Below are 18,428 nucleotides of genomic sequence, written 5' to 3'. Positions count from 1 at the left end.
CCACATTTTAAGCACGGAGCATTTTTGAAATGATCGTCGGTATTGATCTGGGCACCACTAACAGCCTGGTAGCCGTATGGCGCGACGGCAGCAGCCAGCTGGTGACCAATGCCCTGGGTGAAACGCTCACCCCAAGCGTTGTCGGGCTGGACGATGAGGGACAGATTCTGGTCGGCAAGGCGGCTCGCGAACGCCTGCAGACCCATCCGCAGAAAACCACAGCGTTGTTCAAGCGCTACATGGGCAGTGCTCAGGAGATCCGCCTGGGCACCGAAACCTATCGCCCGGAAGAACTCTCCTCGCTGGTCCTCAAGAGCCTGAAAGCCGATGTCGAGCGTGCGTTCGGCGAGCCGGTCACCGAAGCGGTGATCAGCGTCCCCGCGTACTTCAGCGATGCTCAGCGCAAGGCCACGCGTATCGCCGGTGAACTGGCAGGGCTCAAAGTCGAAAAACTCATCAACGAGCCAACGGCCGCAGCGCTGGCTTACGGACTGCACCAGAAGGAAGGCGAAACCTCGTTTCTGGTCTTTGACCTGGGCGGCGGGACGTTCGATATTTCGATTCTTGAGCTGTTCGACGGCGTGATGGAAGTGCGTGCCAGCGCAGGTGACAACTTTCTGGGCGGTGAGGACTTCGATCGCTTGCTGGTCGAACACTTCCTGGACCTGCACCGCGACGAGAGTGACTTCCCGGCCAAGGAACTGGTGAGCCCCTCGCTACGGCGTGAGGCCGAACGTGTGCGCAAGGCGCTGGGGCAGGATGACGGCGCCGACTTCGTGCTGCGCCATGCCGATCGGGAATGGCGCAAGACCATCACCCAGGAGCAGATGACCGAGCAGTTTGCGCCGTTGCTGGCCCGGCTGCGTACGCCGATTGAACGCGCCTTGCGTGACGCGAAAATTCGCGTCGCCGATCTCGACGAGATCCTGCTGGTGGGCGGCACCACGCGTATGCCACTGATCCGCAAGCTGGCCGCGGGGATGTTCGGGCGTTTTCCGGCCATCACCCTCAACCCGGATGAAGTGGTCGCGCAAGGTGCTGCGATTCAGGCAGCCCTCAAGCAGCGCGATGCGGCGCTGGAAGAAGTCGTGCTGACCGACGTGTGCCCTTACACACTGGGTATCGAAACCACGCAATACGTGTTCAATGGCTATCAGGCTGGTCATTACCTGCCGATCATCGAGCGCAACAGCGTGGTGCCGGTCAGCCGGGTTCGCACCGTGAACACCGTTGCCGACAATCAGGAACACGTGCTGCTGAGGATCTTTCAAGGCGAAAGTCGTCTGGTCAAAGACAACATCGCACTGGGCGAACTGAACATTCCCGTCCCCAAGGCCAAGGCTGGCGAGGTCGAACTGGACGTGCGCTTCACCTACGATAACAACGGTCTGCTGGAAGCCGACGTGCTTATCCAGATGACGGGCGAGAGCCACAAGCTGGTGATCGAGAACAACCCCGGCGTCATGACCCCGGCCGAGATCAAGGAACGCCTCAAAGTGCTGGAAGCGCTCAAGGTCCATCCCCGCGAACGGCAGGTCAATACTCACCTGACCGCCCGGCTGGAACGGCTCTATCAGGAGTATCTGGGCGAAGCCCGTGAAACCATCGGCGTCTGGGCGGCGCAATTCCAGCGCGTCCTGGAAACGCAGGATGACCGGCAGATCAATGAAGTGCGCAAGCAGCTCGAACAGGAAGCAGACCGTTTTGAACGGGGTGAATGGTGATTGCAATGGATTGCTGGAGCGTACTGGAACTGCAGGACGACGCCGACGAGCGCAGCATCAAACGGCAATACGCCAAGCGGCTGAAAACCACTCGGCCTGACGACGATCCTGTCGCCTTCCAGAGGCTGCGCGACGCTTACGAGCAGGCCCTGGAGCGGGCTCGAAACCGTATCGAATACGACAACGAGGGTTCTGGTGCCTGGTCGTTCGCAGACCAGGCACCAGAGTCGCTGACGCTGCACAAGCCTGCACCCATCGTCCAGCCAGACGATGAGCAAGCACTGCCAGACGTTGACAGTGCTTATCCTCTGGTGCGCCCGGCGATCGAGTTGAGCTGGTACGAGCAAGCGTCTCGGACCACGCCGGAGAACCTGCATTCACAACACCAGCTCGCCCGGGACCAAGGCTGCGACGAGGTTTTTCAACAGCACCTGGCTCGCCGCTGCCTGCTGGACCCGGAAGGCACCCTGCCGCTGATCAAGGCTGCGGTTGAACAACTGCGCTGGCTGACACCCTGGCAGAAGGTGCAACTCAGGGCGCACCAGTCGCACCGGCTGACCCAGGCGTTGCTGGAAAGCTCGCTCCAGCCGTTGCACGCGTTGCTTGGAAAAAATGAAGAGCGCGCCTTTCTCGATGCACTGAAAGCACTTCAACAGCAGCCATGGCTGGCGTCCTTTGATCGTCAGGAGCAACTGGAGCAATGGACCATGTCGCTGCTGCTCAACAACCCTCACTGGTCACCTGCGTTGTTCGAACGCCTGAGCGCCCTGTTTGACTGGGATCAGAAACATGATGTGCATTCCGGACCGATGTCGTTGTGGATGAACCTGGTCCAGCGCTGTGAAAGCAAGGCCTTCATCACACGTCTGCATCAATGGCTCGAAGGGCCGGCAGACAGCCCTGAAGCGACCGCAGCGCACTTGATACTGCAGCCTCCGCCACTGAATGAACGACTGCGCCTGGCAAGACACGGTGATCAAGCGCTTTGGCAAGCCTGCGAGACGCTCACGTCTGATCTGATCCATCGTTTTCCGGAGGCCATGGAGTTATTTCCGGACGCTGATGTGCAGTCCTGGCGAAAACTGCCTGAGCAGGCGTCGTTCAATCCGAACCTCAGGGCCTATCTGTTCGGTGCACTGGCGATATTTATAACGGCCTCGCTGGACCGTTCGAGAGCTGACGTCGCCTGGTATGAAGTAATCGGCATTGCGTTGAGCGCCCCCGTACTTTTCTTGCTTATCAGCTACATGGTCATGACCCTCTGGGGGCCTGTCAGCGAAAGCTTCAAGACCGTGGACAAGCGCTGGAGTGAACGCCTGCTGCCCGGCTGGCTGAGCTGGCCTGGCTACCAGGCTCTGCTGCTGCGCCATGGTATTCCGGTGGTCACCATCGGGGCCGCCTGTATACAGGAAGGACTTTTGCTCTTAGCGCTGTTCAGCGCTGGCCTGGCGTCATGGATCGCCCTGTCACCCTACCGGATTTCCCTCTTTCAAGACGCTGTTGCGGCTCGTACCGGAGGTTGGCACGGAGTAAAAGCCTTCTGCGCCAGGAACACGTTCAGAGGGATCATGATCCTCATGGGCCTGATGCTCGCCTTTGTCGGAGCAGTGATTGCGTTCGGACCGGCACGCGGTCATTAGTTGTTCCGCCTTCCTGTCAGCAAGAATCCGCCTACGCGCGCTGCGTCGATAAGCGGATTCTTGCTTACCGCGCTCTCGCGACCGCTCTAGTCCAAGCCCTCATGGTGTGGCACAGCTCCTGCTATGGAACGGGTCAGGGCATTGAATGCCTCCTTCTAAAAATAATGAAATCAAGGAACACCATGGAAACCTCCAATCCCGCCTCCAACGGGTCGGCGGCTACTGCCGCAGGTCCAAAAACCACTTCCAGCCGTCTTAAATCGATCTTCAGTGGCTCGGTCGGCAACATGGTCGAGTGGTACGACTGGTACGTCTACGCCGCTTTCTCGCTGTACTTCGCCAAAGCGTTCTTCCCCAAAGGCGACACCACCGCGCAACTGCTCAACACCGCCGCAATCTTCGCCGTCGGCTTTCTGATGCGGCCGATTGGTGGCTGGCTGATGGGGCTGTATGCCGACTACAAGGGCCGCAAGGCTGCGCTGATGGCCTCGGTGCTGCTGATGTGTTTCGGCTCGCTGATCATTGCCCTGACACCGGGCTATGAAAGCATCGGCGTCGGCGCACCGATCCTGCTGGTATTCGCCCGATTGCTGCAGGGCCTTTCGGTCGGCGGCGAATACGGCACCTCGGCGACCTACCTCAGTGAAATGGCGACCAAGGAGCGTCGCGGCTTCTTCTCCAGCTTCCAGTACGTCACGCTGATTTCCGGCCAGCTCATCGCGCTGGGTGTGCTGATCGTGCTGCAACAAACCCTCACCACTGAACAGCTGTATGCCTGGGGCTGGCGCATTCCGTTTGTCATCGGCGCCTTGTGCGCAGTCGTGGCGTTGTTCCTGCGTCGTGGCATGGAAGAGACCGAGTCATTCACCCGCAAAAAGAAGGAGAAGCGCAAGGAAAGCCTGATGCGCACGTTGATGCGTCATCCCAAGGAATTGATGACAGTGGTCGGCCTGACCATGGGCGGCACCCTGGCCTTCTATACCTACACCACGTATATGCAGAAGTATCTGGTCAACACCGTCGGCATGAGCATCACCGACTCGACCTCGATATCGGCAGCGACGCTGTTTCTGTTCATGCTGCTGCAACCGGTGGTCGGGGCGCTGTCCGACAAGGTCGGTCGACGTCCGATCCTGATTGCCTTTGGCGTATTGGGTACGTTGTGCACAGTGCCGATCCTGACCACGTTGCACACCATTCAGACCTGGTGGGGCGCGTTCTTCCTGATCATGGCGGCGCTGATCATCGTCAGCGGCTACACGTCGATCAACGCAGTGGTGAAAGCCGAACTGTTCCCTACCGAAATTCGCGCACTGGGTGTCGGTCTGCCTTACGCACTGACCGTATCGATCTTCGGTGGCACTGCGGAATACATTGCACTGTGGTTCAAGAGTGTAGGTATGGAGACGGGCTATTACTGGTACGTCACCGCGTGCATCGCCTGCTCGCTGCTGGTGTATGTGTTCATGAAAGACACACGTAAGCATTCGCGGATCGAAACTGACTGATCTGATAACGATTGCGACGATTCTCGTGCCTGCGTTCTGCGCAGGCACGAGCGTCATCAGGCCCCCTTATAACGATCAGTATCATTGCCCACATCGATATAACTCCCATATAAAAACGCCTTCTCTCATAGGGCACCTGAAACAAAGCGTTTCAGTACGGTGCGTTATTTGCCTGATTTTCAGCAACAACCTCTTGAATAGACAGCACTTCTATTTTGTCAACAGGCTTTATTACAAGACTTTTCAGGAATTGCACCACAACAATGCAATTCGGCAGGCAAGGCCCGAAATCAGCGCGTTACGGCCTACTATCATTTTTAGCGATGATCGCTAGCAATCCTATTAACTTCTTAATAATCCGCTGGCGCGTAGCATTGCCTCCATACCGGGATGACAACTCACCCGACATTACTTGGAGACACCCTCATGAAAACCAACAAACTGATCTTCGGCCTGGCCTTCTCTGTTCTGGCGTCGAGCGCGTTCGCTCTTCCAGCAGTCGATACAGTCCACAACGACATGTCCAAAGCAACCATCGTTGCTGAAGGCGGGACCAAACATACTAACGTCGGCTCGATCCGTGTAGCAGCTGATGGCGCAGATCGTGTAGGTCCAAACCGTCAGGCTGCCGACGGCGCTGATCACGTCGGTGCAAATCGTCTGGCCGCTGATGGTGCTGATCGTGTAGGCGCCAATCGTCAAGCTGCTGATGGCGCTGATCATGTCGGTGCAAACCGTCTGGCCGCTGATGGCGCTGATCACGTTGGTGCAAACCGCCTGAGCTGATCACTCAAGCAACACCCCAGGCCCGGCTATGCCGGGCTTCTTCGTTTCTGGCCAGGACAGAAACACACGTGACTCTGGCATCCGTCGCCAATGCGCAGCACTATGTTCACCTCTACCATGAGCCATCAGGAACCGAGCATGTCAGACGCTATTCACTCCTACGAGCCATCCAGGGGGCACGGCCTGCCGCACGACCCGTTCAACGCGATTGTAGGTCCACGCCCGATTGGCTGGATCTCCTCACAGGATCCCAACGGCAAGCTGAATCTCGCGCCTTACAGCTTCTTCAACGCGTTCAACTACGTGCCCCCGATCATCGGATTCTGCAGCGTCGGACGCAAGGACAGCCTCAATAACATCGAGCAGACGGGCGAGTTTGTCTGGAACCTGGCGACCCGCTCGCTGGCCGAGGCCATGAATCAGAGCTGTGCTCCGGTAGCGCCGGACGTGAGCGAGTTCGAACTGGCGAACCTGACGCCGCTGGCATCGCACATTGTCTCGGTGCCGCGCGTGCTGGAAACGCCGGTGTCTTTCGAATGCAAGGTCACGCAGATCATTCAATTGCAACGGGCGGACAAGGAGCTGGTGCCGAGCTGGCTGATTCTGGGCGAAGTGGTTGCGGTGCACATCGACAAGTCGCTGCTCAAAGACGGCATCTATGACACGGCTGCCGCAGAACCGATTCTGCGCGGTGGTGGCCCGGCCGATTACTTCCAGCTTGGGCCGGAAGCGCTGTTCAAAATGTTTCGTCCAGGTGCCTGATCAGCAAGCCCACACCGGTTCACCCTCTTGATCCACGCCGATCAGCCGCTCCAGTTCCTGGACGGCGGCCAGATCGGCGTCGTGAGCAGTCTTGAATTTCTGCCCTGGCAATATCGCGTGGAAGCGCGGCGCCCCACCTGCTGCCAAGGACTTGACAGCAACTGCGGCACTGTAACCCTCCTGTTCCGACGGTATTACCGCAGAAACCACTTCAAACCCGTTGTATTCCTTGCGCGCCATGTGCCCTTAACCTGCCGATCAATCAAAACGCGAATTCTAACCGGTCATTCCCTTGGTGTGCGGTACGAATATCGTCCCGCCTGAAGCGCTTTCTTGTCCTACACTTCAATCAGATCTTTCAAGCTGCTCTGTAGGTAAAGCAAGGAGTGCGTCATGAAAGTAATAACAAGAAGATGTATGGCGGCCATCGGTATTCTCGCGGTCCTGGCCGTATACGCTGCCGGTGCGTATCAAAACGAACTGTCCCGGCAGGCCACGGGATCTGCCAACTGCACGTTCGGCCATTGCGCGCCGCTCGATGCAAGCTTCAGCGCTTTGCGATGATGCTTATCGCCATTCAGCAAAGGCAGCTATCGATTAGCAAGCTATCGGATTAGACTGGCCAGACTTCTCCCGCCACGCTTGCGGCGGGTCAACACTGCCATCAGGTTGAGCCTTGACCAGTCTTACTCAAACGCCGCCCGCCATTCGCAGCATTTTGTTCGCGCTGATGATGGCTGTCCTGCTCAGCGCGCTGGATCAGACCATCGTCGCTGTGTCGATGCCTGCCATTTCCGCCCAGTTCAGGGACATCGACCTGCTGGCGTGGGTTATCTCCGCCTACATGGTCGCGCTGACCGTGGCGGTTCCTATCTACGGCAAGCTGGGCGACCTTTACGGGCGACGCAAGCTGATGCTGTTCGGACTCGGCCTGTTCACGCTGGCTTCGCTGTTCTGCGGTGTTGCGCAAAGCATGGAGCAACTGGTGCTGGCGCGCGTGCTGCAAGGGATTGGCGCAGGCGGCATGGTGTCAGTGAGCCAGGCAATCATCGCCGATATCGTTCCGCCTCGTGAGCGCGGTCGCTATCAGGGTTATTTCAGCAGCATGTACGCTGTTGCCAGCGTCGCAGGCCCGGTACTGGGCGGTTTGATGACTGAATACCTGTCCTGGCGCTGGGTGTTTCTGATCAACCTGCCGTTGGGAGCCGCTGCGTTGATCGTCGCCTACCGGACCCTCAACGGTCTGCCCATTCCCCAGCGCAAGCCGGTCATCGACTATCTGGGCACTGTGCTGATGATCATCGGCCTGACGGCGCTGCTGCTGGGTATCACCGAAATCGGTCAGGGCCTGAACCTGGGCCATACTCAGGTTCAATTGCTGCTGGGCACCGCCCTGTTGGCGCTGGCGGTTTTCGTCTGGTACGAGCGTCGCGCCCCCGAGCCTTTGCTGCCCATGCATCTGTTTACCAACCGCAGCGCAGTGCTCTGCTGGTGTACGGTGTTTTTCACCAGCTTCCAGGCCATTTCCCTGATTGTCCTGATGCCGCTGCGCTACCAGACCGTTACCGGCGGTGGCGCCGACAGCGCAGCCCTGCACATGCTGCCACTGGCAATCGGCATGCCGATGGGGGCTTATTTTGCGGGACGACGCACCGCACAGACCGGCCGATACAAGCCGCTGATCCTGACTGGCGCGCTGCTCATGCCGGTCGCCATTCTGGCGATGGCCTTCACGCCGCCACAGTCGATTGTGCTGATGAGCCTGTTCATGATCCTGACCGGCGTCGCAACCGGCATGCAATTTCCCACTTCCCTGGTCGGCACCCAGAACGCGGTGCAGATCAAGGACATGGGCGTAGCGACCAGCACAACCAATCTGTTCCGCTCACTGGGTGGCGCCGTCGGAGTGGCCCTGATGTCGGCGCTGTTGCTGGCAATGCTGCAACACACGGGCGTAGCGCTGTCGGGAACTGCAGTGGCTGGCGCAGCGGCGGCTGGCGGCGAAAGCGGTTCCGGCAACGTGCTGCTCGACAGCCTCAATGCGGCAACCGGGCCAGCACTGGATACCTTGCGGGCCGAACTGGGGCTGACCTTCAGAAACCTGCTGATCACCAGCGCAGCCATTTCACTGTTAGGTCTGGCGGCGGCCTGGGCCATGCCCAACACACTGTTGCGCGGCCGGGACTGAGCGGCCTTCCAGACTCAGGACGATAATCCGGCCCAGAACCACTGGGTTTTCCTGTTTTTTACATGGGCGAAGGCCGGCATGATTTCGCCCTCGTCGAAATGCCGTCGAGAGCCAAACTGTGCGCTGCTGAACCAGCAACCTGATCGCGGGCAGGCCTGCCCTGCGTCGACCGGCGGCAAGGGCTTTTCATCGAACCGCGCATACCACTGCGCCGTGGTCTCTTCGGTGAAACCGAGCGCCGGGGCCAGATAAGGATGAAGGTTGCCGGTGTCCTGCAAGCGGATCGGCTTGATCATTCTGTTGACCGTTACGTAAGACTGCGGCGGCGGCAGGCCTCTACCACCCAGCTCGGGCGACGCGCCAGCACGAATCAGCAGGCCATTGCGGTAACTGTGAAAAACGATATCGCTGTGCGCGCTCATCTGCCCGCGCATTTGATCGCTTCCGCCCAACTGCCTGACGAAAGAATCACCCAGTACGGTGTACCAACTGACGCCCTTGATGCGATCCAGCAGGCGCAGGCTTTCTATATGCGGCCCCGGATCGACCATCAGCCCGATGTATTCCTGAGCCAGACGATATTCCCACGGTAAATACTGGTGACCATCACAAGGCAGAACACAGGCCAGCCCCCCGTAACCGTGTTCGGCCCGCACTTCGCTGCTCAGGTACCTGATCCAGGTTTCGTAGTTTTTCAGGCCGTCAGGCTCATTCAGGTAGGACCAGGGCAACACCATCTTCAGGCACGACCGGTCATTCTCGGCCTGCCCTTCCGGGGTGTTCATCACAAACAGGCTATACATCGCGACCTCGGCCTGAGTAGCGCTGGCAATCGACCAGGTGAACTGCTCGTCTGGCGAGCTTTCCACAACCTGCCGGCAAGTCGCGGCAAACGCCGACGAAGTCAGGCGACGCATGCGCTTGAACAGCTGCCATTTGAGCTTCGGTCTGAAGGTTTCGTAAAAGCGTGCGAAGCAGCCTTCGATCCGTCGTCTGGCCTCCAGGCTGTGACCGTCACGGAAGTACAAGGTGGTTATCAAACCCAGTCGTATGACCGGCGTCCCCGATATCGAATCTACCGAAACAGGTCCGGATTGTTGTCCGATACTGTTCAAAAACCTCACAGCATCAGATCCGCTGTCCGACATTACCTGCCCTCCTTTCAGTCCATTGGTGGATCGGGTAGCGCCATTGCCTGAAGCCGTCTTGCGCGTTTCGGTTACCTGCTGTGTGCGTCTGGACGCACGACAGGCACGACCTGCCCCGCCCGGATGGACATCGGCGGAGCTGTGGTCAATTTCGGGACACATCGGCGCAAGATTCGGCAAAAGCATGCAACCTTCCTCTCTTCTGTTTTTTCAGGAGGCGAAGAGTGAAGGGAGTTTTCCCACGGAGCAATAGTCGGAAATTACTTTGGGAAATCAGCTACATGTATCGGGAAATGTCCTACTCGTTTCCTACAAAACTTTTGTAAGCCGCAGGTCAATTGGTCGTAATAAACGGACAGGGTCGGGCCGAACAGATAAACAGCCGGCAAATAGGCTGTATGCGAAGCAAGGAATGGAGTTAGCCTTTGTGAGAAAGGTCGGTGCACCAGGAAACCGGCAGGCTTCATGCACCGTCACTTTTTCAGGCAGCAACAGCCCTTACGCGTAAGGCCGGGCTATAGCGAAGCATGTCCAGACACACATCGACCATTTGCTCGGCCTCTTCAGGTAACGAGAAACTGTCGGGCACCAGCAACCATTGATAGATGATGCCGTTGATGTGGGCAAACATGGCGACGGCTGCACGTGCGGTATCCAGGCCCTGTGGCAGCTGCCCCTGGCGTACGGCGTTGCGCAGCCCCAGGTTGATCCGCTCATGGCATTGAATGGCGTTTTCCTGCCGTTGACGACGAAAATCACACATCTCGTCAGTAAACTCGCATTTATGGAAAAGGATTTCATTGATGCGACGGGTTTTCGGGTCCAGTGCGAGCTCATGAAATAAATGAATCAACAGATTCCTCATGCACCCCAGCGGGTCTTCCTCCTCCTCGCTCTGACTGGCCTGGGCCATTTCGTCGAGCGGTTCCTGCAGGCTGTCGAGCATCGCCTGGACCAGATCGGCCTTATTGTTGAAGTGCCAATAGATGGCACCCCGCGTCACACCGGCAAGGGTCGCGATGTCAGCCAGCGTGGTACGGGCAACGCCTCGCTCATAAAAAGCCTGTTCGGCGGCCTCCAGTATCTGGCTGCGGGTAATCTGGGCTTCCTCTTTGGTGCGACGAACCATGGCAATAAAACCTCAAGAAATTCACCTCAGGCACCTGACTGGCTGCATGCCTGGATACAAAACCGGGCGGCATTTGTCTCGCCTTGTCCCGAATCGGCTGTCGGCACACTGGATAGTGGCCGAATGCGCATCGCGGGTGTTTACAAACAACCGCGAATGTAAGTATATTCCTTAGCATGCTACTTATCTAGCCGAAATATTTTTTTACACTTCAACATACTGTTGAGATAACAGGCTCCTGCCCCGAGGATCTTCATGCAATTCAAGCCAGCTGTTACCGTTCTGGTCACTGCCATCGCCCTGGCAACCCTGCTCAGTGGCTGTAGCAAGAAGGAACAGGCGGCCCCGCCTGCGCAAACCCCTCAGGTCGGCGTCGTTACCCTCAAAGCACAGCCCTATACCCTGACCACCGAGTTACCGGGCCGGACCACTGCATTCCGCGTGGCCGAGGTCCGCCCTCAGGTCAACGGCATCATTCTCAAGCGTCTGTTTACCGAAGGCGGCGACGTCAAGGCCGGACAGCAGCTGTATCAAATTGACCCGGCGGTCTATGAAGCCAACGCCAACAGCGCGAAAGCGACCTTGCAGTCGGCCAAGTCGATGTCTGATCGCTACAAGCAACTGGTCAGCGAGCAGGCGGTCAGCCGTCAGGAATACGACACCGCTCAGGCCTCGACCATGGAAGCTCAGGCAGCCCTGCAGACCGCTCAGATCAACCTGCGCTACACCAAGGTGCTGGCGCCGATTTCCGGCCGTATCGGTCGTTCTGCGGTAACTGAAGGCGCACTGGTAAGCAGCGCTCAGACCGACGCAATGGCAACCATTCAGCAACTCGACCCGATCTACGTGGACGTGGTGCAGTCATCGGCCGACATGCTCAAGCTGCGCAATGACCTGGACAGCGGCAAGCTGCAGAAGTCAGGCGACAACGCGGCCAAGGTCAAGCTGACCCTGGAAGACAGCAGCGTTTACGCCCAGGAAGGCAAACTGGAGTTTTCCGAAGTGTCGGTAGACCAGACCACGGGCTCCGTGACGCTGCGCGCAGTCTTCCCGAACCCTGAACACCGCCTGCTGCCTGGCATGTTCGTTCATGCGCAATTGCAGGCTGGCGTCAATTCGAAAGCCATTCTGGCACCGCAACAAGGTGTGACCCGTGATCTGAAAGGCACGCCGACTGCCATGGTGGTCAATCAGGACAACAAGGTTGAGATGCGCACTCTGGTGGCCAACCGCACCGTGGGCAGCGACTGGCTGATCGAAGACGGCCTGAAAGAAGGTGATCGGGTCATCACCGAAGGCCTGCAATACGTCAAACCCGGTGCAGAAGTGAAAGTCGCCGAAGCGACCAACGTTAAAGGAGCAAACCCGGCGCCTGCCCCGGCCACTGATAAAGCCGCAGGCAGCAAAGGGGAGTAACCCATGTCGAAATTTTTTATTGATCGACCCATTTTTGCCTGGGTTATTGCCCTTGTGATCATGCTGGTCGGCGCGCTGTCCATTTCCAGCCTGCCGATCAACCAGTACCCGAGCATCGCGCCACCAGCCATCGGCATTCAGGTGACCTACCCGGGCGCCTCTGCACAGACCGTGCAAGACACCGTGGTGCAGGTCATCGAGCAGCAGCTCAACGGTATCGATAACCTGCGTTATGTCAGTTCGGAAAGTAACTCCGACGGCAGCATGACCATCACTGCTACCTTCAATCAGGGCACCAACCCTGATACCGCGCAGGTGCAGGTCCAGAACAAGCTCAACCTGGCCACCCCGCTGCTGCCGCAAGAAGTACAGCAGCAGGGTATCCGCGTGACCAAGGCAGTGAAAAACTTCCTGATGGTGATCGGCCTGGTGTCGGAAGACGGCAGCATGGGCAAGGAAGACCTGGCCAACTACATTGTGTCGAACATGCAGGACCCGATCTCCCGGACCTCCGGTGTAGGTGACTTCCAGGTGTTCGGTTCGCAGTACGCCATGCGCATCTGGCTCGACCCGGCCAAGCTGAACAACTTTCAGCTGACCCCGGTGGACGTGAAAGACGCCATCACTGCACAGAACGTCCAGGTATCGTCCGGCCAGTTGGGCGGTCTGCCATCGATCAGCGGTCAGCAGTTGAACGCGACGATCATCGGCAAGACCCGTCTGCAGACAGCCGAGCAGTTCGGCAACATCTTCCTCAAGGTCAACACCGACGGCTCGCAGGTTCGCCTGAAAGACGTCGCCACGGTTGGCCTCGGCGCAGAGAACTACAGCACCGACTCGCAGTTCGACGGCAAACCGGCCTCCGGTCTGGCAATCAAACTCGCCACCGGCGCCAACGCACTGGACACCGCCAAGGCCATCCGTGCAACCGTTTCATCGCTGGAGCCGTTCTTCCCGCCTGGCATGAAAGTGGTTTACCCGTATGACACCACGCCAGTGGTGAGCGAATCGATCAACGGCGTGGTTGACACCCTGATCGAAGCAATCGTGCTGGTGTTCCTGGTGATGTACCTGTTCCTGCAGAACTTCCGCGCAACCATCATTACAACCATGACTGTTCCGGTGGTATTGCTGGGTACGTTCGGCATCCTCGCGGCCTTCGGTTTCACCATCAACACCCTGACCATGTTCGGCATGGTACTGGCCATCGGCTTGCTGGTGGACGATGCGATTGTGGTGGTGGAAAACGTCGAGCGGGTCATGGAGGAAGAAAAGCTCTCCCCGCGTGACGCCACGATCAAATCCATGACCCAGATCCAGGGCGCACTGGTCGGCATTGCGCTGGTGCTGTCGGCGGTTCTGTTGCCCATGGCGTTCTTCGGTGGCTCCACCGGGGTGATCTATAAACAGTTCTCGATCACCATTGTCTCGGCCATGGCCCTGTCGGTAGTGGTCGCACTGATCTTCACCCCGGCGCTGTGCGCTACCATGCTCAAGCCTATCGACGAGAAGACTCACGGTCAGCCCAAGCGTGGTTTCTTCGGCTGGTTCAACCGCACCTTCGACCGCAGCATTCTGAGTTACGAGCGCGGCGTCGGTAACATGCTCAAGCACAAATGGCTGTCGTATCTGGGGTACATCGTGATCTGCGCGGGCATGGTCTTCATGTTCATGCGGATTCCTGCAGCGTTCCTCCCGGAAGAAGACCAGGGCGTCATCTTCGCCCAGATCCAGACACCGGCCGGCTCTTCGACCGAGCGGACGCAGGAAGTCATCGATCAAATGCGTGAGTACCTGCTGACCAAGGAAAGCGGCGCAGTGAAGTCGGTGTTCTCGGTAAACGGCTTCAACTTCGCGGGCCGTGGCCAAAGCTCGGCCATCGCGTTCGTAATGCTCAAGCCGTGGGAAGAGCGTGATTCGAACAACAGCGTTTTCGAACTGGCCAAACGGGCTCAGGGCTACTTCTTCAGCCTGCGCGATGCAATGGTGTTCGCCATTGTGCCGCCTTCGGTACTGGAACTGGGTAACGCAACAGGCTTCGACGTCTACCTGCAAGACCAGGGCGGCGTCGGTCACGAAAAACTGATGGCAGCCCGTAACCAGTTCCTCGGCATGGCCGCACAGAGCAAGATCCTGGCAGGCGTGCGTCCGAACGGGCTGAATGACGAACCGCAATACCAGTTGATCATCGACGACGAACGCGCCAGCGCGCTGGGTATCACCCTGTCGGACATCAACAACACGTTGTCCATCGCATTGGGTGGCAGCTACGTCAACGACTTCATTGACCGTGGCCGGGTGAAGAAGGTGTACATCCAGGGCGATGCAGGTGCGCGTATGACGCCTGAAGACCTGAAGAAGTGGTACGTGCGCAACAGCTCGGGCGAAATGGTGCCGTTCTCGGCTTTCGCCAGCGGCAAGTGGTCCTACGGCTCACCGAAACTGTCGCGCTACAACGGCGTGGCGGCAGAGGAAATTCTCGGTACTCCGGCACCGGGCTACAGCAGCGGCGATGCAATGGCCGAAGTTGAAGCACTGGCCAAGAAACTGCCACAAGGTATCGGCATCTCCTGGACCGGTCTGTCCTACGAGGAGCGCTTGTCCGGCTCGCAGGCCCCTGCCCTGTATGCCCTGTCATTGCTGGTCGTGTTCCTGTGCCTGGCAGCGCTGTATGAAAGCTGGTCGATTCCGATCGCGGTCATCCTCGTGGTGCCGCTGGGTGTCATCGGTGCACTGATGGCGACCAGTCTGCGTGGCCTGTCCAACGATGTGTTCTTCCAGGTCGGGTTGCTGGTGACGGTGGGTCTGGCGGCGAAGAACGCCATCCTGATTGTCGAGTTCGCCAAAGAGCTGCACGAACAGGGCAAGAGCCTTGCCGAGGCCGCGATCGAAGCGTGCCGCATGCGTCTGCGCCCGATCATCATGACCTCCATGGCGTTCATCCTCGGCGTTGTGCCGCTGGCGATTTCGTCGGGTGCGGGTTCAGGCAGTCAGCATTCGATTGGTACTGGCGTAATTGGCGGTATGATCACAGCCGTTATTCTGGCGATCTTCTGGGTGCCCCTGTTCTTCGTCTCGATCTCAGGGCTGTTCAAGAGCAAGCAGAAACATATTTCACACGATGAGGCTGGCCAATGAGCAAGTCATTGATCTCTCTTGCAGTTACCGCGTTCATACTCGGCGGCTGCTCTTTGATCCCCGAGTACAAGCAGCCGGAAGCCCCGGTCGCCGCACAATATCCGCAAGGTCCGGCTTACTCGCCGGTCGAGGCGGCCAAAATGGCCGCTGCGGAGCAAGGCTGGCGCCACTTCTTCAATGATCCGGCGCTGCAACAGCTGATTCAGACCGCGTTGCTCAACAACCGTGACCTTCGGGTCGCGGCGCTGAACATCGACGCCTACCGCGCCCAGTACCGCATTCAGCGCGCGGACCTGTTCCCGGCTGTTTCGGCAACCGGCAGCGGCAGCCGTCAACGCGTGCCTGCCGGCCAGTCGCAGACTGGTCAGGCCGGCATTACCAGCAGCTATTCGGCAACGCTGGGCGTCAGCGCCTACGAGCTGGATCTGTTTGGTCGAGTGCGCAGCCTCAGTGAAGAGGCACTGGAAAACTACTTCTCCACTGAAGAAGCACGTCGCAGCACCCAGATCAGTCTGGTGGCCAGCGTTGCCAATGCCTACATGACCTGGCAGGCCGACAAGGAACTGCTCAAGCTGACGCAGGACACCCTCAAGACCTACGAAGAAAGCTTCCGCCTCACTTCGCGCAGCAATGAAGTCGGTGTTTCTTCGGCGCTGGACCTCAGCCAGTCGCGCACCGCCGTCGAAAGTGCCCGCGCCAGACTGGCCCAGTACCAGCGCCTGGTCGCTCAGGATCAGAACAGCCTGGTGCTGCTGCTTGGCACCGGCTTGCCCGACAACCTGCCAGCCAGTCAATTGCTCGATTCCGACATGCTGACGGAAATGCCGGCTGGCTTGCCGTCCGACCTGTTGCAGCGTCGTCCGGACATTCTGCAAGCCGAGCACACGCTCAAGGCTGCCAACGCCAACATCGGCGCAGCGCGTGCTGCGTTCTTCCCGAGCATCAGCCTGACGGCCAGTGCCGGTACCGGCAGCAGCGAGTTGTCTGGCCTGTTCAAGGGGGGCTCGGGAACCTGGCTGTTCCAGCCGAGCATCAACATCCCGATCTTCAACGCCGGCAGCCTGCGTGCCAGCCTGGATTACTCGAAAATCCAGAAGGAAATCAGCGTCGCCAACTACGAGAAGGCGATTCAGACCGCCTTCCAGGAAGTGTCCGACGGCCTGGCTTCACGCAAGACCTACGACGAGCAGCTGCAGGCGCAACGTGACTTCGTCGCGGCCAACCAGGACTACTACCGTCTGGCCGAACGTCGCTACCGGATCGGCATCGACAGTAACCTGACCTTCCTCGACGCCCAGCGCTCGTTGTTCAGCGCGCAACAAACGCTGATCACCGATCGCCTGTCGCAGCTGACCAGCGAGGTCAATCTGTACAAGGCCCTCGGCGGCGGCTGGTATGAAAGGACCGGGCAGACCGAAACCATCTCCAAAGAGAAACCTTCGGTGCAACTGTTCTAAGGGCACTGTTCTGATTGCAGCGCCAAAAAAACCCACCTGATCAGGTGGGTTTTTTATGGTCTGAACAAACCTGCGATCAATGATCCTGATGCAAGTACTTCGGCTCTTTCGGCAGCCGCAGGCTGAACAGGAACGCTATCGCCATCATGGCCGTCACGTACCAGTAAAAGCTGTTTTCCATCCCGGCGCTCTTGAGTTTCAAGGCCACCCACTCGGCCGAACCGCCGAACATTGCGTTGGCGACCGCGTACGCCAGGCCCACGCCCAGCGCACGCACCTGAGGCGGAAACATCTCGGCTTTGACCAGGCCGCTGATCGAGGTGTAAAGGCTGACCACCGCCAATGCCAGGGTGATCAGCAAGAACGCCACGAGCGGGTTGGTGGTGGTTTTCAGGGTCATCAGGATCGGCACCGTACACAGCGTGCCCAGCGCGCCGAACAACAACATCGAATTACGACGGCCAATACGGTCCGCCAGCATGCCGAAGAACGGCTGCATGCACATGTACAGAAACAGCGCGCCGGTCATGATGTAGCTGGTGGTCTTGGCCTCCATGCCGCTGGTGTTCACCAGGTATTTCTGCATGTACGTTGTGAAGGTATAGAAAATCAGCGAGCCACCGGCGGTGTAACCCAGCACCGTGATAAACGCAGCCGTATGATTTCTGAACAGCGCCGTGATGCTGCCTGCGTCCTTGTCCTGACGGCTTTCAGCGGTCGTGGTTTCATTGAGGGTGCGACGCAGCAGCAAGGCGATGACTGCGGCCGCCGCGCCGATCACAAACGGGATTCGCCAGCCGTAAGCGCGCAGCTCCTCGGTGGTGAGAAATTGCTGCAGAATCACCACGGTCAGTACCGCCAGCAACTGGCCGCCGATCAACGTCACGTACTGGAACGAAGCGTAGAAACCGCGCTGGCCGCGCAGCGCCACTTCACTCATGTAAGTGGCCGTGGTGCCGTACTCGCCACCCACCGACAGCCCCTGAAGCAGACGTGCCATCAGCAGCAAGGCCGGAGCCCAGGCCCCAATCGATGCGTAGGTCGGCAGACAGGCGATGATCAGTGATCCTGCACACATCATGGTGACCGAAATCAGCATTGAGTTCTTGCGGCCATGTTTGTCAGCCACCCGGCCAAACAGCCAGCCGCCAATCGGACGCATCAGAAAGCCCGCTGCAAACACACCTGCAGTGTTGAGCAACTGGACGGTCGGGTCATCGGAAGGAAAGAAAGCGGGGGCGAAATAAATCGCGCAGAAGGCATAGATGTAAAAGTCGAACCATTCGACGAGGTTCCCGGAAGACGCACCGACGATCGCGAAAATTCTTTTGCTTCGCTCCTCGCCCGTGTAATGCGGTGCTTTTGCTGTTGTAGTCATTATTTTCCCCAAGCAGAACTGTCCATTTAGCAACAATCTGTAACACCGTCTTTAATTCAGCACAATAACCCAGGCCAATTCAGCTGACAGGGGTATGTGCAGAGCGATGGAAAACCCGGCCCTGTTCGCACAACAACCCGGCTCATCCGCCTGT

Annotated in this window: 13 protein-coding genes; 9 read left to right on the top strand and 4 right to left on the bottom strand. The window is 58.5% G+C overall.

From position 1 onward, the window contains the following. Positions 1-29 precede the first annotated feature (29 nt). The 5 genes from I9H07_RS04735 to I9H07_RS04715 all read left to right on the top strand — a co-directional run bounded on the left by I9H07_RS04735 (position 30) and on the right by I9H07_RS04715 (position 6,420). Positions 30-1,724, top strand: coding sequence for a molecular chaperone HscC (locus I9H07_RS04735; protein WP_236425363.1), 1,695 nt, complete (start codon positions 30-32; stop codon positions 1,722-1,724). A gap of 5 nt (positions 1,725-1,729) precedes the next feature. Then, complete coding sequence (locus I9H07_RS04730) at positions 1,730-3,364, top strand: J domain-containing protein (RefSeq protein WP_236425364.1); 1,635 nt, start codon at positions 1,730-1,732, stop codon at positions 3,362-3,364. Between the two features lie 182 nt (positions 3,365-3,546). Beyond that, positions 3,547-4,872: an MFS transporter gene (locus I9H07_RS04725; protein ID WP_024673839.1), complete on the top strand. Its 1,326-nt coding sequence runs from the start codon at positions 3,547-3,549 to the stop codon at positions 4,870-4,872. A gap of 426 nt (positions 4,873-5,298) precedes the next feature. Next, on the top strand, positions 5,299-5,658 hold the full coding sequence (locus tag I9H07_RS04720) for a hypothetical protein (protein WP_080394560.1): 360 nt from the start codon (positions 5,299-5,301) through the stop codon (positions 5,656-5,658). 138 nt (positions 5,659-5,796) lie between these two features. After that, positions 5,797-6,420: a flavin reductase family protein gene (locus I9H07_RS04715; RefSeq protein WP_236425365.1), complete on the top strand. Its 624-nt coding sequence runs from the start codon at positions 5,797-5,799 to the stop codon at positions 6,418-6,420. On the opposite strand, the gene I9H07_RS04710 is transcribed toward I9H07_RS04715, so the two are convergent. Continuing rightward, a complete protein-coding gene (locus I9H07_RS04710; protein WP_024673842.1) occupies positions 6,421-6,660 on the bottom strand; it encodes a hypothetical protein in 240 nt (79 codons plus the stop codon). A gap of 436 nt (positions 6,661-7,096) precedes the next feature. On the opposite strand from I9H07_RS04710, the gene I9H07_RS04705 reads away from it, so the two are divergent. Then, positions 7,097-8,608: an MDR family MFS transporter gene (locus I9H07_RS04705; protein WP_058824421.1), complete on the top strand. Its 1,512-nt coding sequence runs from the start codon at positions 7,097-7,099 to the stop codon at positions 8,606-8,608. Positions 8,609-8,622: 14 nt separating this feature from the next. Here I9H07_RS04705 and I9H07_RS04700 read toward each other — a convergent pair whose 3' ends face one another. Continuing rightward, positions 8,623-9,756: a DUF3396 domain-containing protein gene (locus I9H07_RS04700; RefSeq protein ID WP_058391850.1), complete on the bottom strand. Its 1,134-nt coding sequence runs from the start codon at positions 9,754-9,756 to the stop codon at positions 8,623-8,625. Positions 9,757-10,237: 481 nt separating this feature from the next. Continuing rightward, entirely contained in the window at positions 10,238-10,885 is a 648-nt protein-coding gene (locus tag I9H07_RS04695) for a TetR family transcriptional regulator (RefSeq protein WP_024673845.1), read from the bottom strand. 255 nt (positions 10,886-11,140) lie between these two features. Here I9H07_RS04695 and I9H07_RS04690 point away from each other — a divergent pair, with 255 nt between their 5' ends. The 3 genes from I9H07_RS04690 to I9H07_RS04680 are packed head-to-tail and all read left to right on the top strand — an operon-like array spanning position 11,141 to position 16,896. Continuing rightward, the gene (locus tag I9H07_RS04690; RefSeq protein WP_058391849.1) at positions 11,141-12,301 is read left to right on the top strand and encodes an efflux RND transporter periplasmic adaptor subunit; all 1,161 of its coding nucleotides are present in this window, start codon (positions 11,141-11,143) and stop codon (positions 12,299-12,301) included. 3 nt (positions 12,302-12,304) lie between these two features. After that, positions 12,305-15,439: an efflux RND transporter permease subunit gene (locus I9H07_RS04685; RefSeq protein ID WP_024673847.1), complete on the top strand. Its 3,135-nt coding sequence runs from the start codon at positions 12,305-12,307 to the stop codon at positions 15,437-15,439. Further along, positions 15,436-16,896: an AdeC/AdeK/OprM family multidrug efflux complex outer membrane factor gene (locus I9H07_RS04680; RefSeq protein ID WP_058824422.1), complete on the top strand. Its 1,461-nt coding sequence runs from the start codon at positions 15,436-15,438 to the stop codon at positions 16,894-16,896. Before I9H07_RS04685 ends, I9H07_RS04680 begins: the two co-directional genes overlap by 4 nt. 76 nt (positions 16,897-16,972) lie before the next feature. On the opposite strand, the gene I9H07_RS04675 is transcribed toward I9H07_RS04680, so the two are convergent. Then, the gene (locus I9H07_RS04675; RefSeq protein ID WP_236425385.1) at positions 16,973-18,274 is read right to left on the bottom strand and encodes an MFS family transporter; all 1,302 of its coding nucleotides are present in this window, start codon (positions 18,272-18,274) and stop codon (positions 16,973-16,975) included. Positions 18,275-18,428: the final 154 nt, after the last annotated feature.

This window comes from Pseudomonas syringae (assembly GCF_023278085.1).
In the GTDB taxonomy this organism is placed as follows: Bacteria; Pseudomonadota; Gammaproteobacteria; order Pseudomonadales; family Pseudomonadaceae; genus Aquipseudomonas; species Aquipseudomonas syringae_Q.
This window is presented reverse-complemented; position numbering and strand designations above follow the sequence as displayed.